This window comes from Apibacter raozihei, from assembly GCF_004014855.1.
Classification (GTDB): domain Bacteria; phylum Bacteroidota; class Bacteroidia; order Flavobacteriales; family Weeksellaceae; genus Apibacter; species Apibacter raozihei.
On sequence record NZ_CP034930.1, the window covers coordinates 1,976,842 to 1,993,590 of the forward strand.

13 protein-coding genes are annotated in these 16,749 nt (G+C 30.8%); 7 read left to right on the top strand and 6 right to left on the bottom strand.

Annotation, left to right across the window (positions count from 1 at the left end; genetic code table 11):
• The first annotated feature begins 32 nt into the window (after positions 1–32).
• Together atpG and EOV51_RS08815 are read left to right on the top strand one after the other, a co-directional pair.
• Positions 33–911 (top strand): ATP synthase F1 subunit gamma, encoded by an 879-nt coding sequence (atpG, locus tag EOV51_RS08810; protein WP_128151925.1) that lies wholly within the window; start codon positions 33–35, stop codon positions 909–911.
• 641 nt (positions 912–1,552) lie between these two features.
• Positions 1,553–4,012 (top strand): beta-glucosidase, encoded by a 2,460-nt coding sequence (locus EOV51_RS08815; RefSeq protein WP_128151927.1) that lies wholly within the window; start codon positions 1,553–1,555, stop codon positions 4,010–4,012.
• A 189-nt stretch (positions 4,013–4,201) separates the two neighbouring features.
• On the opposite strand, the gene EOV51_RS08820 is transcribed toward EOV51_RS08815, so the two are convergent.
• The 3 genes from EOV51_RS08820 to ypfJ all read right to left on the bottom strand — a co-directional run bounded on the left by EOV51_RS08820 (position 4,202) and on the right by ypfJ (position 7,586).
• Positions 4,202–5,194 (bottom strand): hypothetical protein, encoded by a 993-nt coding sequence (locus EOV51_RS08820; RefSeq protein WP_128151928.1) that lies wholly within the window; start codon positions 5,192–5,194, stop codon positions 4,202–4,204.
• A 357-nt stretch (positions 5,195–5,551) separates the two neighbouring features.
• Positions 5,552–6,484: a hypothetical protein gene (locus EOV51_RS08825; protein WP_128151930.1), complete on the bottom strand. Its 933-nt coding sequence runs from the start codon at positions 6,482–6,484 to the stop codon at positions 5,552–5,554.
• Positions 6,485–6,719: 235 nt separating this feature from the next.
• A complete protein-coding gene (gene ypfJ, locus EOV51_RS08830; protein WP_128151932.1) occupies positions 6,720–7,586 on the bottom strand; it encodes a KPN_02809 family neutral zinc metallopeptidase in 867 nt (288 codons plus the stop codon).
• Between the two features lie 156 nt (positions 7,587–7,742).
• On the opposite strand from ypfJ, the gene EOV51_RS08835 reads away from it, so the two are divergent.
• The 3 genes from EOV51_RS08835 to EOV51_RS08845 all read left to right on the top strand — a co-directional run bounded on the left by EOV51_RS08835 (position 7,743) and on the right by EOV51_RS08845 (position 11,318).
• Positions 7,743–9,164, top strand: coding sequence for an L-serine ammonia-lyase (locus tag EOV51_RS08835; protein WP_128151934.1), 1,422 nt, complete (start codon positions 7,743–7,745; stop codon positions 9,162–9,164).
• A 75-nt stretch (positions 9,165–9,239) separates the two neighbouring features.
• Entirely contained in the window at positions 9,240–10,700 is a 1,461-nt protein-coding gene (gene guaB, locus EOV51_RS08840; protein ID WP_128151936.1) for an IMP dehydrogenase, read from the top strand.
• 57 nt (positions 10,701–10,757) lie between these two features.
• A complete protein-coding gene (locus EOV51_RS08845; RefSeq protein ID WP_128151938.1) occupies positions 10,758–11,318 on the top strand; it encodes a hypothetical protein in 561 nt (186 codons plus the stop codon).
• Positions 11,319–11,762: 444 nt separating this feature from the next.
• On the opposite strand, the gene EOV51_RS08850 is transcribed toward EOV51_RS08845, so the two are convergent.
• On the bottom strand, positions 11,763–12,947 hold the full coding sequence (locus tag EOV51_RS08850; RefSeq protein WP_228427608.1) for an MFS transporter: 1,185 nt from the start codon (positions 12,945–12,947) through the stop codon (positions 11,763–11,765).
• 133 nt (positions 12,948–13,080) lie between these two features.
• Between EOV51_RS08850 and EOV51_RS08855 the strand changes: the two genes are divergently transcribed.
• Together EOV51_RS08855 and trmB are read left to right on the top strand one after the other, a co-directional pair.
• Positions 13,081–14,001 carry a 2-dehydropantoate 2-reductase gene (locus tag EOV51_RS08855; protein ID WP_128151940.1) on the top strand — a complete coding sequence of 307 codons (921 nt, stop codon included), beginning with the start codon at positions 13,081–13,083 and terminating at the stop codon, positions 13,999–14,001.
• Positions 14,002–14,088: 87 nt separating this feature from the next.
• Positions 14,089–14,763: a tRNA (guanosine(46)-N7)-methyltransferase TrmB gene (trmB, locus tag EOV51_RS08860; RefSeq protein ID WP_128151942.1), complete on the top strand. Its 675-nt coding sequence runs from the start codon at positions 14,089–14,091 to the stop codon at positions 14,761–14,763.
• Between the two features lie 60 nt (positions 14,764–14,823).
• Here trmB and EOV51_RS08865 read toward each other — a convergent pair whose 3' ends face one another.
• Together EOV51_RS08865 and atpD are read right to left on the bottom strand one after the other, a co-directional pair.
• Positions 14,824–15,099 (bottom strand): FoF1 ATP synthase subunit delta/epsilon, encoded by a 276-nt coding sequence (locus EOV51_RS08865; protein ID WP_128151944.1) that lies wholly within the window; start codon positions 15,097–15,099, stop codon positions 14,824–14,826.
• A gap of 27 nt (positions 15,100–15,126) precedes the next feature.
• Positions 15,127–16,641, bottom strand: coding sequence for a F0F1 ATP synthase subunit beta (gene atpD, locus EOV51_RS08870; protein ID WP_128151946.1), 1,515 nt, complete (start codon positions 16,639–16,641; stop codon positions 15,127–15,129).
• Positions 16,642–16,749: the final 108 nt, after the last annotated feature.

The following is a 16,749-nucleotide window of genomic DNA, read 5'->3' on the forward strand; positions in this document are numbered from 1 at the left end:
ATCAGTTCGATAAATAAACAGATAAGAGAAAAATGGCAACATTAAAAGAAATACGAAACCGGATTACCTCAGTAAACTCTACGATGCAGATAACGAGTGCTATGATGATGGTTTCTTCAGCCAAATTAAAAAGAGCACAAGATGCTATCCAACGTTTACGTCCATATTCTGAAAAAATGCAGGAGCTCTTGTCAAATGTTAGTTCTGCTTCTGACAGTGATGTAGGGGAAGAATATATGAGAACTGGTGAAGTTAAAAAAGTTTTACTTGTAGCTATAACATCTAACAGAGGGTTAGCAGGAGCTTTTAATTCAACGGTTGTTAAAGCCGTAAAAAATTTACTTGAAAATAAATACAAAAATGTTCAGGTAGATATTTTGACTGTAGGAAAAAAAGCCCATGATATTTTAAGTAAAATAGCACCTATCTATAAAAATTGTAGTAATCTTTGGGATTCTTTATCTTATGATAATGCAACCGAAATTACTGACGACATAATCGAAAGATTTATATCCGGAGATTATGATAAAATTGAATTGGTATATAACCGATTTAAAAATGTTGTAGTTCAGTTATTGCAGGTAGAACAATTTCTTCCTATCAAATTAAATACTGAAACATCTTCTCAGGCTAACGAACATTCTTTAAATACAGACTATATATTTGAACCTTCTAAAGAGCAAATATTGAAAGAGTTAATTCCAAAAACTTTAAAAGTCCAGTTTTTTAAAGCTATTTTAGATTCTAATGCTGCAGAACACGGAGCCAGAATGTCTGCGATGCAGTCTGCTACTGACAATGCAACCACTTTGAAGCAAGATCTTATAATTTCATACAATAAAGCCAGACAGGCTTCTATAACCAACGAGCTTATCGAGATTGTAAGTGGTGCACAAGCACTTGAAAATTAAAAATTAATTTTAAATTTATAAAAAAGCCTGTTAGTTTCTAACAGGCTTTTTCTATTTGTTAAATATTAAAATGATTCACTCATTTATTTTAGTATTGTTTAAGAAAATCAAATAAAGCTTAAATTTTAATTTATTTAAGAGACATAAAATAAGAATTTTTTTTTAGATAAAAAATAAACAAAATAAAAAATAAAATAATATATTTGTGTCTATACAACACATCATTGTATGTTACATCAGCAATGATTGGTTGTAAAACTAAAACCAAACCAACAACTATCTTTTTATAAATACTTTTTTTAAAATATTCTTCTGATAAATATATTAACATTTAGTATTCATAAGAAATAGTCGGAACTACAGAGTAGCAGTAAAAATGAGAATGTTTAACACAATAACATCCGAATATTCAGATTTAAAAGTCGAATATAATATTCAAAAATTACATTTTTGGATTAAGCTACTTAACTACACCCATATCTTAAAAAAATACAAATTCTATAATTATTTCTCGGTTTATCAAGTATTATTTAACTTAGATAAATCTAAAAACTTGTATTTAATATTCAATCAAGGCACTTGTAACTGTATGATTAATTATACAGTAAATGTAAATAATGTATCACCAAAAAAATGAAATAATGAAAGTAATAACAAAATCAAAAATGAAAGTTTTTTCAGCGCTTCTATTGAGTGTTGGAATAGGAACTTCATTTCTTTCAGGACAGGAATCTGGTTCTATGCAAAAAATAATTGTTGACGGAATAGAATTCTTAGATTTAAACAAGAATGGTAAACTTGATAAATACGAAGATACCCGATTACCTGAGAGTAAAAGAATTGACGATTTAATGTCCAGACTTACTCTTAACGAAAAAATAGACCTGGTTATGGGGACGGGGATGAAAGGATTTGAAGGATTGATTAAAGATATGGTTGTAGGAGGTACGGAATATTTAGTTCCGGGAGCTGCGGGTACCACTTTTCCTTTAGAAAAATATGGGATTCCGGCAGTTGTTATGACCGATGGACCAGCAGGTGTAAGGATTAGTCCTACCAGAAAAAATACAAATAAAACTTTTTATGCTACAGGGTTTCCCGTTGGAATAGCTTTAGCATCAACCTGGAACTCTCCATTAGTTCAAAGTGTTGGAGAAGCTATGGGGAACGAAGTTTTGGAATATGGGTCTGATATACAGCTGGCTCCAGCAATTAATATTATGAGAAACCCGCTTTGTGGAAGAAATTATGAATATTATTCAGAAGATCCATTAATTTCCGGGAAGATAGCAGCCTCAATGATCAATGGTATTCAAAAAAACGGTTCTGGTGTATCTTTAAAACATTATGCAGCCAATAACAGTGAAAAAAACAGAATGGAATTAAATGTCCATGTTTCACAAAGATCACTAAGAGAAATATATCTCAGAGGTTTTGAAATTGCTGTAAAAGAATCTAATCCGGCAACTATAATGTCTTCATACAATAAAATCAATGGAGTATATACTTCTGCTGATTACGATTTATTAACTACAATTCTTAGAAATGAATGGGGTTTTAAAGGTTTAGTAATGACAGATTGGTTAGGAGGGTATAGTAAAGGCTTGGAAGCTTTAAAAGGAAATGCTTCTGAACATTATACTTCTCAACAGCTTAAAGCAGGTAATGATTTATTAATGCCTGGTATTGCTTTACAAAAACAAGATATACTTAATGACTTAAAATCAGGTACATTAAAAGAAAAAGATTTAAATGTATGTGTGAAAAGAATTTTAGAAATGGTTTTTGCTTCACAGAAAATGAAAAATTATCAATTTTCTAACAATCCGGATTTAAAAGCTCATGCTTCTATTGCCAGATTAGCTGCTACAGAAGCCATGGTATTATTAGAAAATAAACAACAAGCTTTGCCTATCACTTCAAGCTCTAATAAATTAGCAGTTTTTGGAAGTTATTCTTATAATTTTGTTGCCGGAGGTACAGGAAGTGGAGATGTAAATAAAGCTTATGTGGTTTCATTAACTGATGGTCTTTTAAATGCAGGATTTAAGATTGATTCTGATTTAAGTGCAATCTATAAATCTTTCGTAAACCAGGAAGTACTTAAAATTAAAGAAAAGCTTAAAGCAGATCCAATGAATTTGGTTCCGTTGATACCACAACCTCAGGTTGATATTGCAACTATTAGAAAAAGTGCTTTACAAAATGATTTAGCTATTTTGACAATAGGCAGAAGTTCAGGTGAGATGGATGACAGAAAAATACAGGATGATTTTTATTTAACTAAAGATGAAATAGGCTTGATAGATAATGTATCCAGAGAGTTTCATTCATTGAATAAAAAAGTTATAGTAGTTATTAATGTAGGAGGTCCCGTAGATATAGCGAGCTGGAGTAACAAGGTTGACGGGATTTTACAAGCTTGGTTGCCAGGACAGGAAGGAGGAAACGCTGTAGCTGATGTACTTACTGGAAAAGTTTCTCCGTCTGGTAAATTGACAATTACCTTCCCTATAAAATATGAAGATGTTTCTACCGCAAGAAATTTCCAAGGTTTTCCAGCAGACAACCCTACAGACGTTGTTTATGAAGAAGGAGTTTATGTTGGATATAGATACTTCAACACATTTAATGTAAAACCTGCTTATGAATTCGGTTATGGACTTTCATATACTCAGTTTGAGTATTCTAACCTGAAAATAAATAATTCAGATTTTACGAAAGAAGTATCAGTAAGTATAGATATCAAAAATATTGGTAAAACATCAGGAAAAGAAGCTGCGCAGTTATATCTTTCTGCCCCTGCTGGAAAAATAGACAAACCAGTTAAGGAATTAAAAGCATTTGCTAAAACCAAATTATTATTACCAGGAGAAACTCAGACACTAACAATGGTTATAAATCCTAAAGATTTGGCTTCTTTTTATACAGATAAAAGCTCTTGGATAGCAGACAAAGGTACTTATAAAATCGAAGTCGGAGCTTCTGCTCTTGACTCAAGACAGACTACCACTTTTAATTTAGAAAAAGATATCGTAGTTGAAAAAGTAAATAATGTAATGAATCCTAAAGAAAAAATTACTGAGCTTAAACCAAGGTAGTCAGTACTAAAATATACAAATTAAGCATAAAATAATTATGCATTTTTGTGGTTTTGTTGGGAGAATTAAGAACAAAGTTCTTAATTCTCTTTTTTATTTATAAAAAAATTAAAATTTAAAAGGCTGTCAAAAAACAGCCTTTTAAGTATAATAACAAGAAAAAAGAAAAATGTTTATTAGCGGTTAAGATTAACGAATAATCTCAAGCCCGTTATTAAGGTTCTTTCCTTTAGGAAGATACAAATAATAATTCAATAAATTAGAGTTTGATGTATTTTCATAATTACTGCTTAAATATTTATCGGCTACGGAGTCCTTATCTTTTCTTTCCAGTCGAACTAATTTACCATTTCCATAAAATGAAATCTTATACTTGTCTAATGATTGAGTTGAGAAAGAGGTATTATTTAAAAGTTTTGAATAAGATTTTAAAATTAAATCAATATGCTTTTTACTGTTATACTCACAAATGATTCTTTCTTTCTCTTTCTTATAAAAAAGAGAAAATATCTCATCTTTTTTGTGATGTTTAAAATTTTCCCACTGGCTTTTATAGAAATCTATTACCGCCTGCCTTAAAGCTAAAGAATCATAACTCTTAAGATATTGACCGTTGCTCCAACCTTTAATCTTATAAGGTACCTCAGCATGAAACATAAGATTATTTTTATAAATTTTATGTCCACTGGCTTCAGATATTTGTTTATTATTTTGCCCGCTTTTTATAATTTCAATTTTAGGACTAGGAAATGACATAAAAACTTCATGAGATTCATTCTTATTGGCTTGATGTTTGCATATACTTATTTGCAGTTCACTGGAATCAACTAAACATTTTTCACCTTTCTCAGGGTAAAGATAATAGGAAATTTTTTGTAATCCTGTTTGTAGTATAGCTTGATTAATATAAATAATTCTGGTTTTGTTGCTTTTCTGACTGTTATAAATGGGGAAATCATTGATAAGTATTTCGTAATCACATTTTACAGGAACAATATGTAGATAATATAAAGGCTCTTCAGAATATTTTTTTACATCATTGAGAAGTGTAGGGACTAAATTATCTTCGGTTATTAAAAAATTTTCTTTCCCCATGAGCATAGCCTCTTTTTTTTGCCCACATGAAATTAAGTTACATAAAAACCAAATAGTAAAAAGAATTTTAGTTGTTTTTGTTATCATGATAAATAATAATTAGTTGGTTTCAATTTATCTAAATAAATTGAATATGGGATAAATCATGTTTAAACGTTAAATCATGTAAACCCAAAAAATTAAAAGTTTTAGTGTTATAATTACTATTTTCTTAGTAATTATGTTATTTTTTAATGTTAATTAAAATATTGTTTCTTAAAAAGAATGTCTAATAATATATATTTATTGTAAATTGAGAAATAAAATTATAATTAATTTTTTTACTGACAAAGTAAAAAGTTAATTTTTTTAACAAATTTTATTTTATTTTATTAAAATTGTAAAATTTATACTGTATTTAAGTTAATAAGATATTTTAATAATAAGATTTAAGCTTGAAATTTATTAAGATTTAATTATTTGAGTGATTAAAATTGATATTTTTTTAGCTGCTTGATTTTCTAAATAACAATTTATAAATATTTTATGGGGTATATGAAATAAAGGCTCTAAAGTAAAACAGGCTGTATATTTATTATTATCCGGTACAAGATAATTTTCTGATTTAGCATAATTTTCGATTTCCGAAACAATATAATTTTCCTTTTCAGAATAATTTATAATTTTTTGTTTAACAAGTAAAGATGTAAATGAAGAACTGGATATAGGAATATTAATTGTTTTAGTGATTTCCCATTCCTTATTGTAATTTGTAAAGATTCCAAAAAAATAGGAATTCAAAAACCAATCATTTTTTAATCGTTGAAGCAGACTTTCTTTATTTAGATAAATACCATCATTTTGATTTAAAAAATTAAGAATTGACGGAATAGAATATTTTTTTTTAATTTCATTCTTAAGTTTAAACCAACGATTTTTTATTCTGGAAAAGTTATGAATATCATGTATGGTACCATCCATATTAATAATTAACATTAATGGATAAATGTTAGAATATATTTTTTCTTTTATCTCAGATAGAGGATCTGAACTTTTTGATTGTGAAAGATTATAATTTATTTCCACGTAAAAATATTCATCCGATTTATGAAAATATTGAAGAGAATAATGGTTTATAAAATCAATAACATTGTTATCTGACGTTACAGTTACTTTACATTTAAAATGTAACAATTGAGATGTGTAATGCTGACTAAATAAATTGTCAACTGATGAAACTATTGTGTTTACCGAATGGTTATTTACAAAAGTATTGTTATTACTCTTTACTGCAGGATAATATATTTCTTTTACATGTCTGGGAATTTTGTTTCCACCAATTAAATGTTTTAAATCACAATTATAATTATGAAAATGTCTTAATTCTTCGACTTTCATATTAAGATTTATAGCGATAGACTCCAAAGTTTCCTTGCGCTTAACTATGTATCGTTTAAAACCCTTCATAAATTCTAAAAGTGAATATATAATAAACTATGAAATTAAGTTTAAATGTACAAATAAAAAATGTTTAATTTATGTTATTATATAGGTGTAATAAATGATAATTTCATTATGAATTAATAATTATACTGAGCAGAATACATGTAAATAGTAAATACTATTTATCTTTTTAATTAGATAAGTAAGCAAATGTATCACCTTGGCTGATATCTCCTGTAGTAAATCCTTTTTTAAACCAATACATTCTTTGTTTAGAAGTACCATGGGTAAAAGAATCGGGTATTATCTGACCCTGAGTTTTTTTCTGTATTTCATCGTCACCTACAGCATTAGCTGCACTAAGAGCATCCTCAATGTCACCATCTTCAAGTACATGATTTATTTTATCGTCGTAATGAGCCCATACACCGGCATAGAAATCTGCTTGCAATTCAAGAGCTACAGACAGTTTGTTTGCTTCTTTTTCACTTTTACCCATCTGAGCTCTCTGCATTTTTTCAGAAGTTCCAAGTAAATTTTGTACATGGTGTCCTATTTCATGAGCTATCACATAAGCAACGGCAAAATCACCTCCTTTAGCTCCATATTTATCTTTTAATTCTTTAAAAAAAGACATATCCATGTAAACTTTTTGGTCAGCTGGGCAATAGAAAGGCCCTACAGCGGAACTTGCTCCACCGCACGCAGTTTGTACTGCATTTGTAAACAATACAAGTTTAGGTTGTTTATAAGTTAAACCATTTTCTTTAAAAATTCTATCCCAGACTTCCTCTGTGTCTGCTAAAATAGTAGATACAAACTCACCGGTTTTAACCTCTTCAGGTGTTAGTTCTTGAGAAGTACTATCAACAGTTGTAATTTGTGAATTGTCACTAATTAAACTAAGAAGTTGAGAAGGATCTTTGCCTGTAAACAGACTAAAAATAATAACTCCTATAATTAAAATTCCACTGCCGCCTAAAACGGCTTTACCACCACCTGATAAACCTCTTCTATCTTCTAAATTAGAACTTTGCCGACGGCCTTCCCATTTCATATCTTTTCTTATTAATTTGTTTTATTTTCAAATTTATAATTTTTTTATTAAACTCATTAAAATTGGAAAACAATGAATTAAAACAAATGGAGTGATTGTAAAACAAAATTATTAGATTTGTTACTTAGGCTAGCATGATATGAAATAATAGAAGTTATGAAATCAATCAGTATTTTTGAAATTATAAAAATAGGGATTGGCCCTTCCAGTTCTCATACTATGGGACCATGGAATGCCGCTGAACTTTTTATTAAATTAATTGTAGATAAATATTCTTTAGATAACGTAAAAGAAATTTCTGTGGATTTATATGGCTCTCTTGCTAAAACAGGTATAGGACATGGTACTGACATAGCTGTTTTAATGGGGCTCAGTGGTCAAAACTTTAAAACTATTAATACAGCAAGTATACCTGAACTTGTTGATTTAATTAAAAATGAAAATAAAATTAACCTGGCAGGAAAAGTAAATGTAGATTTTCTGTATAAAAGAGATATTCGTTTTCATTATAAGGAATCGTTGCCATTTCACCCTAATGGAATGACATTTCATGTAACTTTTAATAATCAAGAAAAAATTGAAAAGAGTTATTACTCAGTTGGAGGAGGCTTTATCTCTACAGAAGATGAAAATACTATCGAAGAACATGCAATAAAAACTCCGTATCCGTGCCATTGTGCAAAGGATATTATTAAAAATTGTAATAAACTTAGTCTGAGATTAAGCGAGTTGGTACTCTGGAATGAACAAGCATGGAATCCTTTAGAGCAAATTGTGAGTAATGCACTTGAAATTTGGAGAAACATTAAAGAATGTATTTATGAGGGTGTGAACAAAGAAGGTATTTTACCTGGAGGTTTAAAGGTGAAAAGAAGAGCCTTTGATTTGAATAATAAACTATTGGATGGAAAAGATTACTCAAATATTGACGAATGGATGAGGTTAGTGAAATCTTCAGGAACAAACTTTACTAAGATAAATAAATGGATCAGTTGTTTTGCTTTGGCAGTAAATGAAGAAAATGCTTCGTTCGGAAGAATTATAACGGCTCCAACCAATGGAGCGTCAGGAGTTATACCTGCCGTATTGTTGTATGCACACTTATTTACCAGAAGAAGAACGGAAAAACATATAATTGATTTTTTACTAACAGCAGGTGAAATAGGAACGCTATTTAAAAAAAATGCCACCATTTCTGCTGCTATGGGTGGGTGCCAGGCAGAAATAGGAGTTTCTTCAGCAATGGCTGCTGCAGGGCTTACTGAGATCATGGGAGGAAGTCCCGAACAGGTTTTAATGGCTGCAGAAATAGCAATGGAGCATCATTTAGGGCTTACCTGTGATCCTATCGGTGGGCTGGTGCAGATTCCCTGTATTGAACGCAATGCAATGGGAGCCATAAAAGCTATTACAGCATCCAATATAGCAATGGAAAGCAATCCTGAAAATGCAAGGGTTAGTTTGGATGAAGTTATACAAAGTATGTGGCAGACAGCTTTAGATATGAATTCTAAATATAAAGAAACTTCAGAAGGAGGTTTAGCAGTTAGTATACCAGTTACCATTGCCGAATGCTAAACTAAACGATATTAATTTCTATGAAATTTTTCATATTAATAAAAAAAACAGTAAATTTGCTCGGCAAAAGCATATATGTCACTTAAAAGCAAAATTGTAGAGGAGGCCATTACTTTTGACGATGTACTTCTCGTTCCTTCTTATTCAGAAGTTCTACCTTCTCAGGTTTCTCTGGAAACACAACTCACTCAAAAAATTAAACTAAGTATTCCTATTGTTTCTGCAGCAATGGATACCGTATCTGAATCTGTTTTGGCTATTGCTTTAGCAAGAGAAGGAGGTATTGGTTTTATACATAAAAATATGACAATCGAGCAGCAGGCTGCAGAGGTTAATAAAGTTAAAAGGTCTGAAAATGGTATGATATCCAATCCTGTTACATTAAGCAGGAACCATACATTGCAGGATGCTTTAAACCTGATGCAGGAATATCATATTTCCGGATTACCTGTTATAGAGAATGATAATACCCTTGTAGGAATAATAACGAACAGGGATATCAAATATCAGTCAAATTTGGATAGAAAAGTTGAAGACATAATGACAAAAGAAAATATAATTACGTCTTCAAGAGATACTTCATTAGAACAGGCAAAAGAAATTCTATTGGATAATAGAATTGAAAAATTACCTATTATTGATAAAAATAATAAATTAATAGGTTTAATAACCATCAAAGATATAGATAATTTATTAGAATATCCAACCGCATGTAAAGATACAGACGGACGTTTACGAGTAGGAGCAGGAGTAGGGGTAGGCAATGACACGTTAGATAGAGTAGCTGCTTTAGTAAAAGCAGGTGTTGATATAGTAGCAGTAGATTCAGCTCATGGGCATTCTATAAATGTTTTAAATAAAATAAAAGAAATAAGAAGTTCTTTCCCGGAACTTGACATTGTAGGAGGAAATATTGTGACTGCCGAAGCAGCGAAAGATTTGATCGATGCTGGTGCAAATGCACTAAAAGTGGGAGTAGGTCCGGGTTCTATCTGTACAACCAGAGTCGTGGCAGGAGTAGGAGTACCTCAATTATCTGCAATATATAATGTTTTTGAATATGCTACCAGTAAAAACATTCCCGTAATAGCTGATGGTGGAATTAAATTATCAGGAGATATTGTTAAAGCTATAGCTAGCGGAGCTTCTTGTGTTATGCTAGGATCTCTTTTTGCAGGAACTGAAGAAGCTCCGGGAGAAGAAATCATATTTCAGGGAAGAAAGTTCAAAAGCTATCAGGGAATGGGATCTTTATCAGCTATGAAGAGAGGAAGTAAAGACAGGTATTTTCAATCTGAAGCTAAAAAATTAGTCCCTGAAGGGATAGAAGGAAGAGTGCCATACAAAGGAAAATTATCAGATGTTGTCTATCAATTATGTGGAGGTATTCGTGCCGGAATGGGATATTGCGGTACCAACAACATAACAGCTTTGCAAAGAGATAGTAAGATGGTTAAAATTTCCTCAGCAGGTCTTAAAGAAAGCCATCCTCATGATGTAATTATTACTCAGGAAGCACCAAACTATTCAAATTAATATTTGCTTATTAAATTTTTTTGTCAAATCTTTGCAGCCTTAAATATTAACAAACATATGAAAAAATTATTTTTGTCAATTGCTTTAGCATTAGGAGCAACGTTTACACTTTCAGCACAGGAAGGGTTACGTGCAGGTGTACATTTGGGATTACCAGTAGGAGATGCTGCTGATATTTCATCTTTCAATCTAGGTTTAGATGTAGCTTATTTCTTCTGGAAACCTATTGATAAGTTAGAAGTTGGGGTTGCTACAGGGTATACTCATTACATTGGTAAAGATAAAACTACCACAGTAACTATTCCTTCTCCTTTTCCAACATTAATTCCTGATCAAACTATTACAACTAAAGTAGGTGTTGGGGATTTCGGATTTATCCCTGTAGCGGTAACTGGTGAATATGCTTTAGGAAAACAATTTGTAGTAGGTACTGACTTAGGTGTAGCTATTTCAACAAAAAGCGGAATTGATACGGGCTTTTATTTTCAGCCAAAAGTAGGTTGGAATATCAGTGATTTCCAGGTTCAAGGATTTGTTAAAGGAATTTCTTCTAAAGTAAGAGGAACTTCTAATTCAACATTTGTTACCTTAGGAATTGGTGGGCAATACAAGTTTTAAGTTCAGCTTAATATAATGAATATTAAAAGAGCCGTTTATCATAACGGCTCTTTTTTTGTAGTTAATTGAAATTAGTATTACATAAAAAGTTTTTAATTTTTTATGATACATGTAAAAAAATACAGAAGTATAAATAGTAATACATTAATTCTTAATATATAATTTATAAAAAAATGAAGTTTATCTGTTTTTAGATTAATTTATATTAAGTTGGTAGGGTTTGTATGATTTGTTATATTTGTTTCTGAATTTAAAAGTTTAAGTCGAGTCATTCAACATATAATATATACATAATAGAAACATTATTTTTTACATTTCTCATTTATGAGGACTAAAAATTAAGCGCTCTTTAAAATACTGATTATAATATAATATATATTTCCTATTAATGTTTCACTTTATGTGTTTAAGGAATTTTAATTATTTACATAATTAAAATTCCTTTTATTTTTTTAAAGAAATCCAGTGGCACACAAGCATTAAAAGTGTTATTCCTCCCCCGGTGTATACTACACCGTTCCAATTAAAATACTGAAAAGCATGAGCTGAAATATAAGTTCCTAAAGCACCACCAATAAAATAAGAAGTCATATAAATAGTATTTACCCTATTGGCAACATTAGGATTACCTGAAAATATTATTGATTGATTAGTTATATGTGCAGCCTGCACTCCTATATCTATAAATATAACTCCTAAAATTAGTCCCCAGAAAGAATATCCGCTAAAGTAAAAAATTACCCAGGATGAAAGAATTAACAAAATAGAATTAGTTAAAAAATTATTTTTATTACTTTTTGCAATAATCTTACCCATAAAAGCAGCTGTAATAGCTCCACAGGCTCCAACAAGGCCAAATTTGCCCGCAATATTGCTGGCCATATGTTCATCTAAATGAAAATTTGCTTGTAGATGAAAAACTAGCGGAGTCCAAAAGGCACTTAAAGCTGCAAAGCTTAATCCTCCTCTTAAAGCAGCAAGTCGCAGCGAAGAATCAGTTTTAAAAAGTTGAATAAGTGATAACATTAATTCTTTATAAGTTCCTTTAAATCGGGGATAAACTTCAGGTAATTTAAAATAAATAAGAACAAACAAAATAATCATAATCACTGTAGCAATATAGTACATTTCTCTCCAGCCAAAAAAATCTCCGACATAACCGCTTAGCACTCTTGAACCTAATATTCCTACTAACAAACCGCTCATTACAATTCCCACAGCTTTGGGCTTTTCTTCTGGTGTAGCTAGAGTTGCTGCCATAGGAATGAATAGCTGAGGAATAACTGAAGTAAAACCTATAATAAAGCTGATAGGAAGCAACAATTTAACTGATTTACTTAAAGACATAGCTATTAATGCCATAATAATAAAAATGAAATCAATAAGAATCATTCTTTTTCTTTTGAACATATCGCCAAGTGGGATAAAGAAAAATAAACCACATGCATATCCTATTTGGGTAAACATAGGAATACCACTAATTTCAGATTCACTAACCTGAAAATCTTCAGCCATTAAACCTAGTAAAGGCTGATTATAGTAATTGTTGGCAACGATTAAACCCGAACTTATAGCCATTAGCCATAATACGCCCGATGTTAGTTTGGGCTGTGATAAAGATGAATTCAAATTTTTAATATTTAGAATTTCAAAATTATTAAATATTTACGAATTATAATTCTTATACAATTAGTAATGCAGTTTAAATTAAAAACTTTACTATACTAAGAATTTATACCTTTGTGTATATAAAATAAAGTTTATGGAATTAACTTATGGAGTTATAGGAACAGGTGCAATAGGAGGATTTTATGGAGGAATTTTATCAGATACTGGTAAAAATGTAAATTTCCTGATAAACAGTGATTATGATTTTGTAAAGCAAAATGGACTATACATAGACTCAGCTGTTTTCGGTAAAATAAAATGCAAAGGGAATTATTACGATACGGTTGAAAAAATGCCTAAATGTGATATACTTTTAGTTGGTTTGAAAACAAATAAAAACTACCTTTTGCAAAAATTATTACCTTCTGTACTTAAAAATGATAGTTTGGTTATACTAATACAAAATGGTCTTGGAGCAGAGCAGGATTTGGAGAAGGTATTTCCTGATATTAAAATAGCTGGAGGTGTAGCTCAGATATTATCCCATAAAAGTTCACCGGGAATAATAAGACATCAGCAATTAGGCAATTTAAGTCTCGGATCATTTAACGATAAAGATGATAGTAAATTAGAGCAGGTGATTAAAGATTTTAATGAAACATCTAAGATTATATGTACAAAGAAAAATTTGAATTACAGTCGATGGAATAAACTTCTTTGGAATATTCCTTTTAATGGCCTGTCAGTAATTTTGAATGCTCAAACAGATAAATTAATAAATAACAAAAGCATGCTCAATCTGATTGAGGAAATAATGGGAGAGGTAGTTTCCGGCGCAAAAGCATGTGGAGTAGAAATTTCTGAAAAATTAATTAAGGAACAAATTGAAATTACAAAAAAAATGCCCTCATATTCTCCAAGTATGAAATTAGATTTTGATAATCATAGAAAAATGGAAATTCATTATATGTATGAAAAGCCGATAAAAATGGCACTTGAAAAAGGGTATTATATGTCTAAGGTAGATATGATTGCTAAATTATTGCATTTTGCAGAAGATGAACATTCATGTTAGTAATTTTAATTTAAACACTGTTAAAATCTAATAATCATTTATTAGGAGTAAATTAATTACTATTTTTGCATTCGCATTCATAAAATCATGGGAAAAGATAAATTAAGAAAATTTGCAGAAAATAAAACTTTTGCTAGTGTAATTCAGCCAACAAGAGAAGAAGTAATCAATGGGTTTTCATTAAAAGGAAAATGGAAAAAAGAATTTTTCAAAAATGATCATCCGATAGTATTAGAATTAGGATGTGGGAAAGGAGAATATTCAGTAGGTTTAGCTCAGCATTTTCCTGAAAAAAATTTTCTGGGTTTGGATATTAAAGGAGCCAGATTTTGGAGAGGAGCAAAAACTGCAGAGCAGTTAGGGCTGTCCAATGTGGGTTTTCTTCGTACTCAAATAGAACTTATTGATTACATTTTTTCAGCGGAGGAAGTGGATGAAATTTGGATTACTTTTCCTGATCCTCAAATAAAATATAAAAGAGCAAAACATCGGTTAATGCATCCTATATTTTTAGATAAATACAAAAAAATAATGACATCTGAAGGAAGTGTACATTTAAAAACAGATAGTGAGTTTTTACATGGATATGCAAATGGTCTTTTACAAGGATTAGGATATGAAATTTTATCTTCACATCATGATATTTACGGGGCACCGGAATATAATTTACCTTCTTATGTAAGAGATATAAAGACACATTATGAAAAGCTTTTTTTAAATGAAGATAAAAGAATTACTTATCTTAATTTTAAAATACATTGATAAAATAAAAAACGGTTTAATTTTTACATTAAACCGTTTTTTTATAATTGTTAGTAGAATTTAGTCGCAAAGGATAATACCTTTATTATTATTAAATTCTAATAATCCGCCTTTTATATTATGAGTTTTAAATTTACCCTCATCAGATAATTTTTGTTCATTAATTGTTACTGATGAAATTACAGAGTCTAACTTAATTTTACCTTCAATAAGGGTAGAAACAATAGCTGAGTGATTTTCCAGCATTTGAAATTCTCCTTTAGAACCGGGAAGTATTATAGACTTAACTTCACCATCAAAAATTATTTCTTCCGGGGTTAATATTTGTATTTTCATGGTTATATATCAGATAAGTTTATAAAATTAGTTTTTTAACTCAGCTAACATTTTTTCACCATGTTCAATAACTTCTTCAATTGTTCCCTTAAGGTTGAAAGCTGCTTCCGGATACTGATCTAACTCACCGTTAAGAATCATATTAAATCCTTTGATGGTGTCTTTAATATCAACTAACGAGCCCGGAGTACCTGTAAACTGTTCAGCAACATGGAAAGGTTGGGAAAGGAATCTCTGAACTCTTCTTGCTCTGTGAACAACCAGTTTATCTTCCTCACTTAATTCCTCCATACCCAATATGGCTATAATATCTTGTAAAGCTTTATATCTTTGTAGAATTTCTTTTACGTTTTGAGCACATTGATAATGTTCATTTCCTAATACTTCAGGAGTAAGTATTCGCGAAGTTGACTGTAATGGATCAACTGCAGGATATATACCTAAAGAAGCAATTTTTCTATCTAATACCGTAGTTGCATCCAAATATGCAAAAGTTGTTGCCGGAGCCGGGTCAGTCAGGTCATCTGCAGGAACGTATACTGCCTGTACGGAAGTAATGGAACCATTTTTAGTAGAAGTAATTCTTTCCTGAAGTGCACCCATCTCACTGGCTAACGTAGGTTGGTATCCTACGGCTGATGGCATACGGCCTAAAAGTGCAGACACTTCAGAACCAGCCTGAGTAAATCTAAATATATTATCGATAAAGAAAAGAACATCACGTCCTTTACCTTCTCCTAAACCATCACGGTAATATTCTGCTAAGGTTAGTCCGGATAAAGCAACTCTTGCACGAGCTCCCGGAGGTTCATTCATTTGCCCGAATACGAAAGCAACTTTGGAAGTTTTCAATGCTTCATGATCTACTTTAGAAAGATCCCATCCACCTTCTTCCATAGATTTCATAAATTCATCACCGTAAGAAATGATTTTAGACTCAAGCATTTCTCTAAGAAGGTCATTTCCTTCACGAGTTCTTTCTCCCACTCCTGCAAAAACGGAAAGTCCTCCGTGACCTTTTGCTATATTATTAATCAATTCCTGAATTAATACTGTTTTACCAACACCAGCACCTCCAAATAAACCGATTTTACCTCCTTTAGAATATGGCTCAACCAGGTCAATTACTTTAATACCAGTATAAAGTACTTCAGCGGAAGTAGATAAATCTTCAAATCTTGGAGCTGATCTATGTATAGGCAATTCGTTGGTTTTAGGAACCTCTCCGATTCCGTCGATTGCTTTTCCGATCACATTAAATAACCGACCGTTAACTTCTTCTCCAATCGGAACTGTAATAGGTTTTTCAGTGGTTATAACAGTTTGACCACGAAATAGACCATCAGTTGCATCCATAGCTATACAACGAACTATATCTTGTCCAATATGCTGTTCTACTTCAAGAACCAAAGGGGGTTCTCCGTTTTCTCTTAGTACTTCTAAAGCGTCATAAATGTTAGGCAGTTGTGCCACTTCATCAAAAACAACATCTATAACTGGTCCTATAACCTGAGATATTTTACCTTTTTTTTCAGTTGCCATATAATTTAAAATTCAAATAACTATACTTTTTCTTGTGATCATGCAAATATAATATTTTATTCGTATCTATTTGAAAAAAATACAAAATTTATCATCTTTGCATTTAAT

What these genes read in the sequence shown, in the direction of transcription:
- trmB (WP_128151942.1), top strand. Translation starts at nt 14,089, where the DNA reads ATGGGAAAAGATAAATTAAGAAAATTTGCAGAAAATAAAACTTTTGCT.
- atpD (WP_128151946.1), bottom strand. Translation starts at nt 16,641, where the DNA reads ATGGCAACTGAAAAAAAAGGTAAAATATCTCAGGTTATAGGACCAGTT.
- EOV51_RS08845 (WP_128151938.1), top strand. Translation starts at nt 10,758, where the DNA reads ATGAAAAAATTATTTTTGTCAATTGCTTTAGCATTAGGAGCAACGTTT.
- EOV51_RS08825 (WP_128151930.1), bottom strand. Translation starts at nt 6,484, where the DNA reads ATGAAAGTCGAAGAATTAAGACATTTTCATAATTATAATTGTGATTTA.
- ypfJ (WP_128151932.1), bottom strand. Translation starts at nt 7,586, where the DNA reads ATGAAATGGGAAGGCCGTCGGCAAAGTTCTAATTTAGAAGATAGAAGA.
- EOV51_RS08855 (WP_128151940.1), top strand. Translation starts at nt 13,081, where the DNA reads ATGGAATTAACTTATGGAGTTATAGGAACAGGTGCAATAGGAGGATTT.
- EOV51_RS08815 (WP_128151927.1), top strand. Translation starts at nt 1,553, where the DNA reads ATGAAAGTAATAACAAAATCAAAAATGAAAGTTTTTTCAGCGCTTCTA.
- atpG (WP_128151925.1), top strand. Translation starts at nt 33, where the DNA reads ATGGCAACATTAAAAGAAATACGAAACCGGATTACCTCAGTAAACTCT.
- EOV51_RS08835 (WP_128151934.1), top strand. Translation starts at nt 7,743, where the DNA reads ATGAAATCAATCAGTATTTTTGAAATTATAAAAATAGGGATTGGCCCT.
- EOV51_RS08820 (WP_128151928.1), bottom strand. Translation starts at nt 5,194, where the DNA reads ATGATAACAAAAACAACTAAAATTCTTTTTACTATTTGGTTTTTATGT.
- EOV51_RS08865 (WP_128151944.1), bottom strand. Translation starts at nt 15,099, where the DNA reads ATGAAAATACAAATATTAACCCCGGAAGAAATAATTTTTGATGGTGAA.
- guaB (WP_128151936.1), top strand. Translation starts at nt 9,240, where the DNA reads ATGTCACTTAAAAGCAAAATTGTAGAGGAGGCCATTACTTTTGACGAT.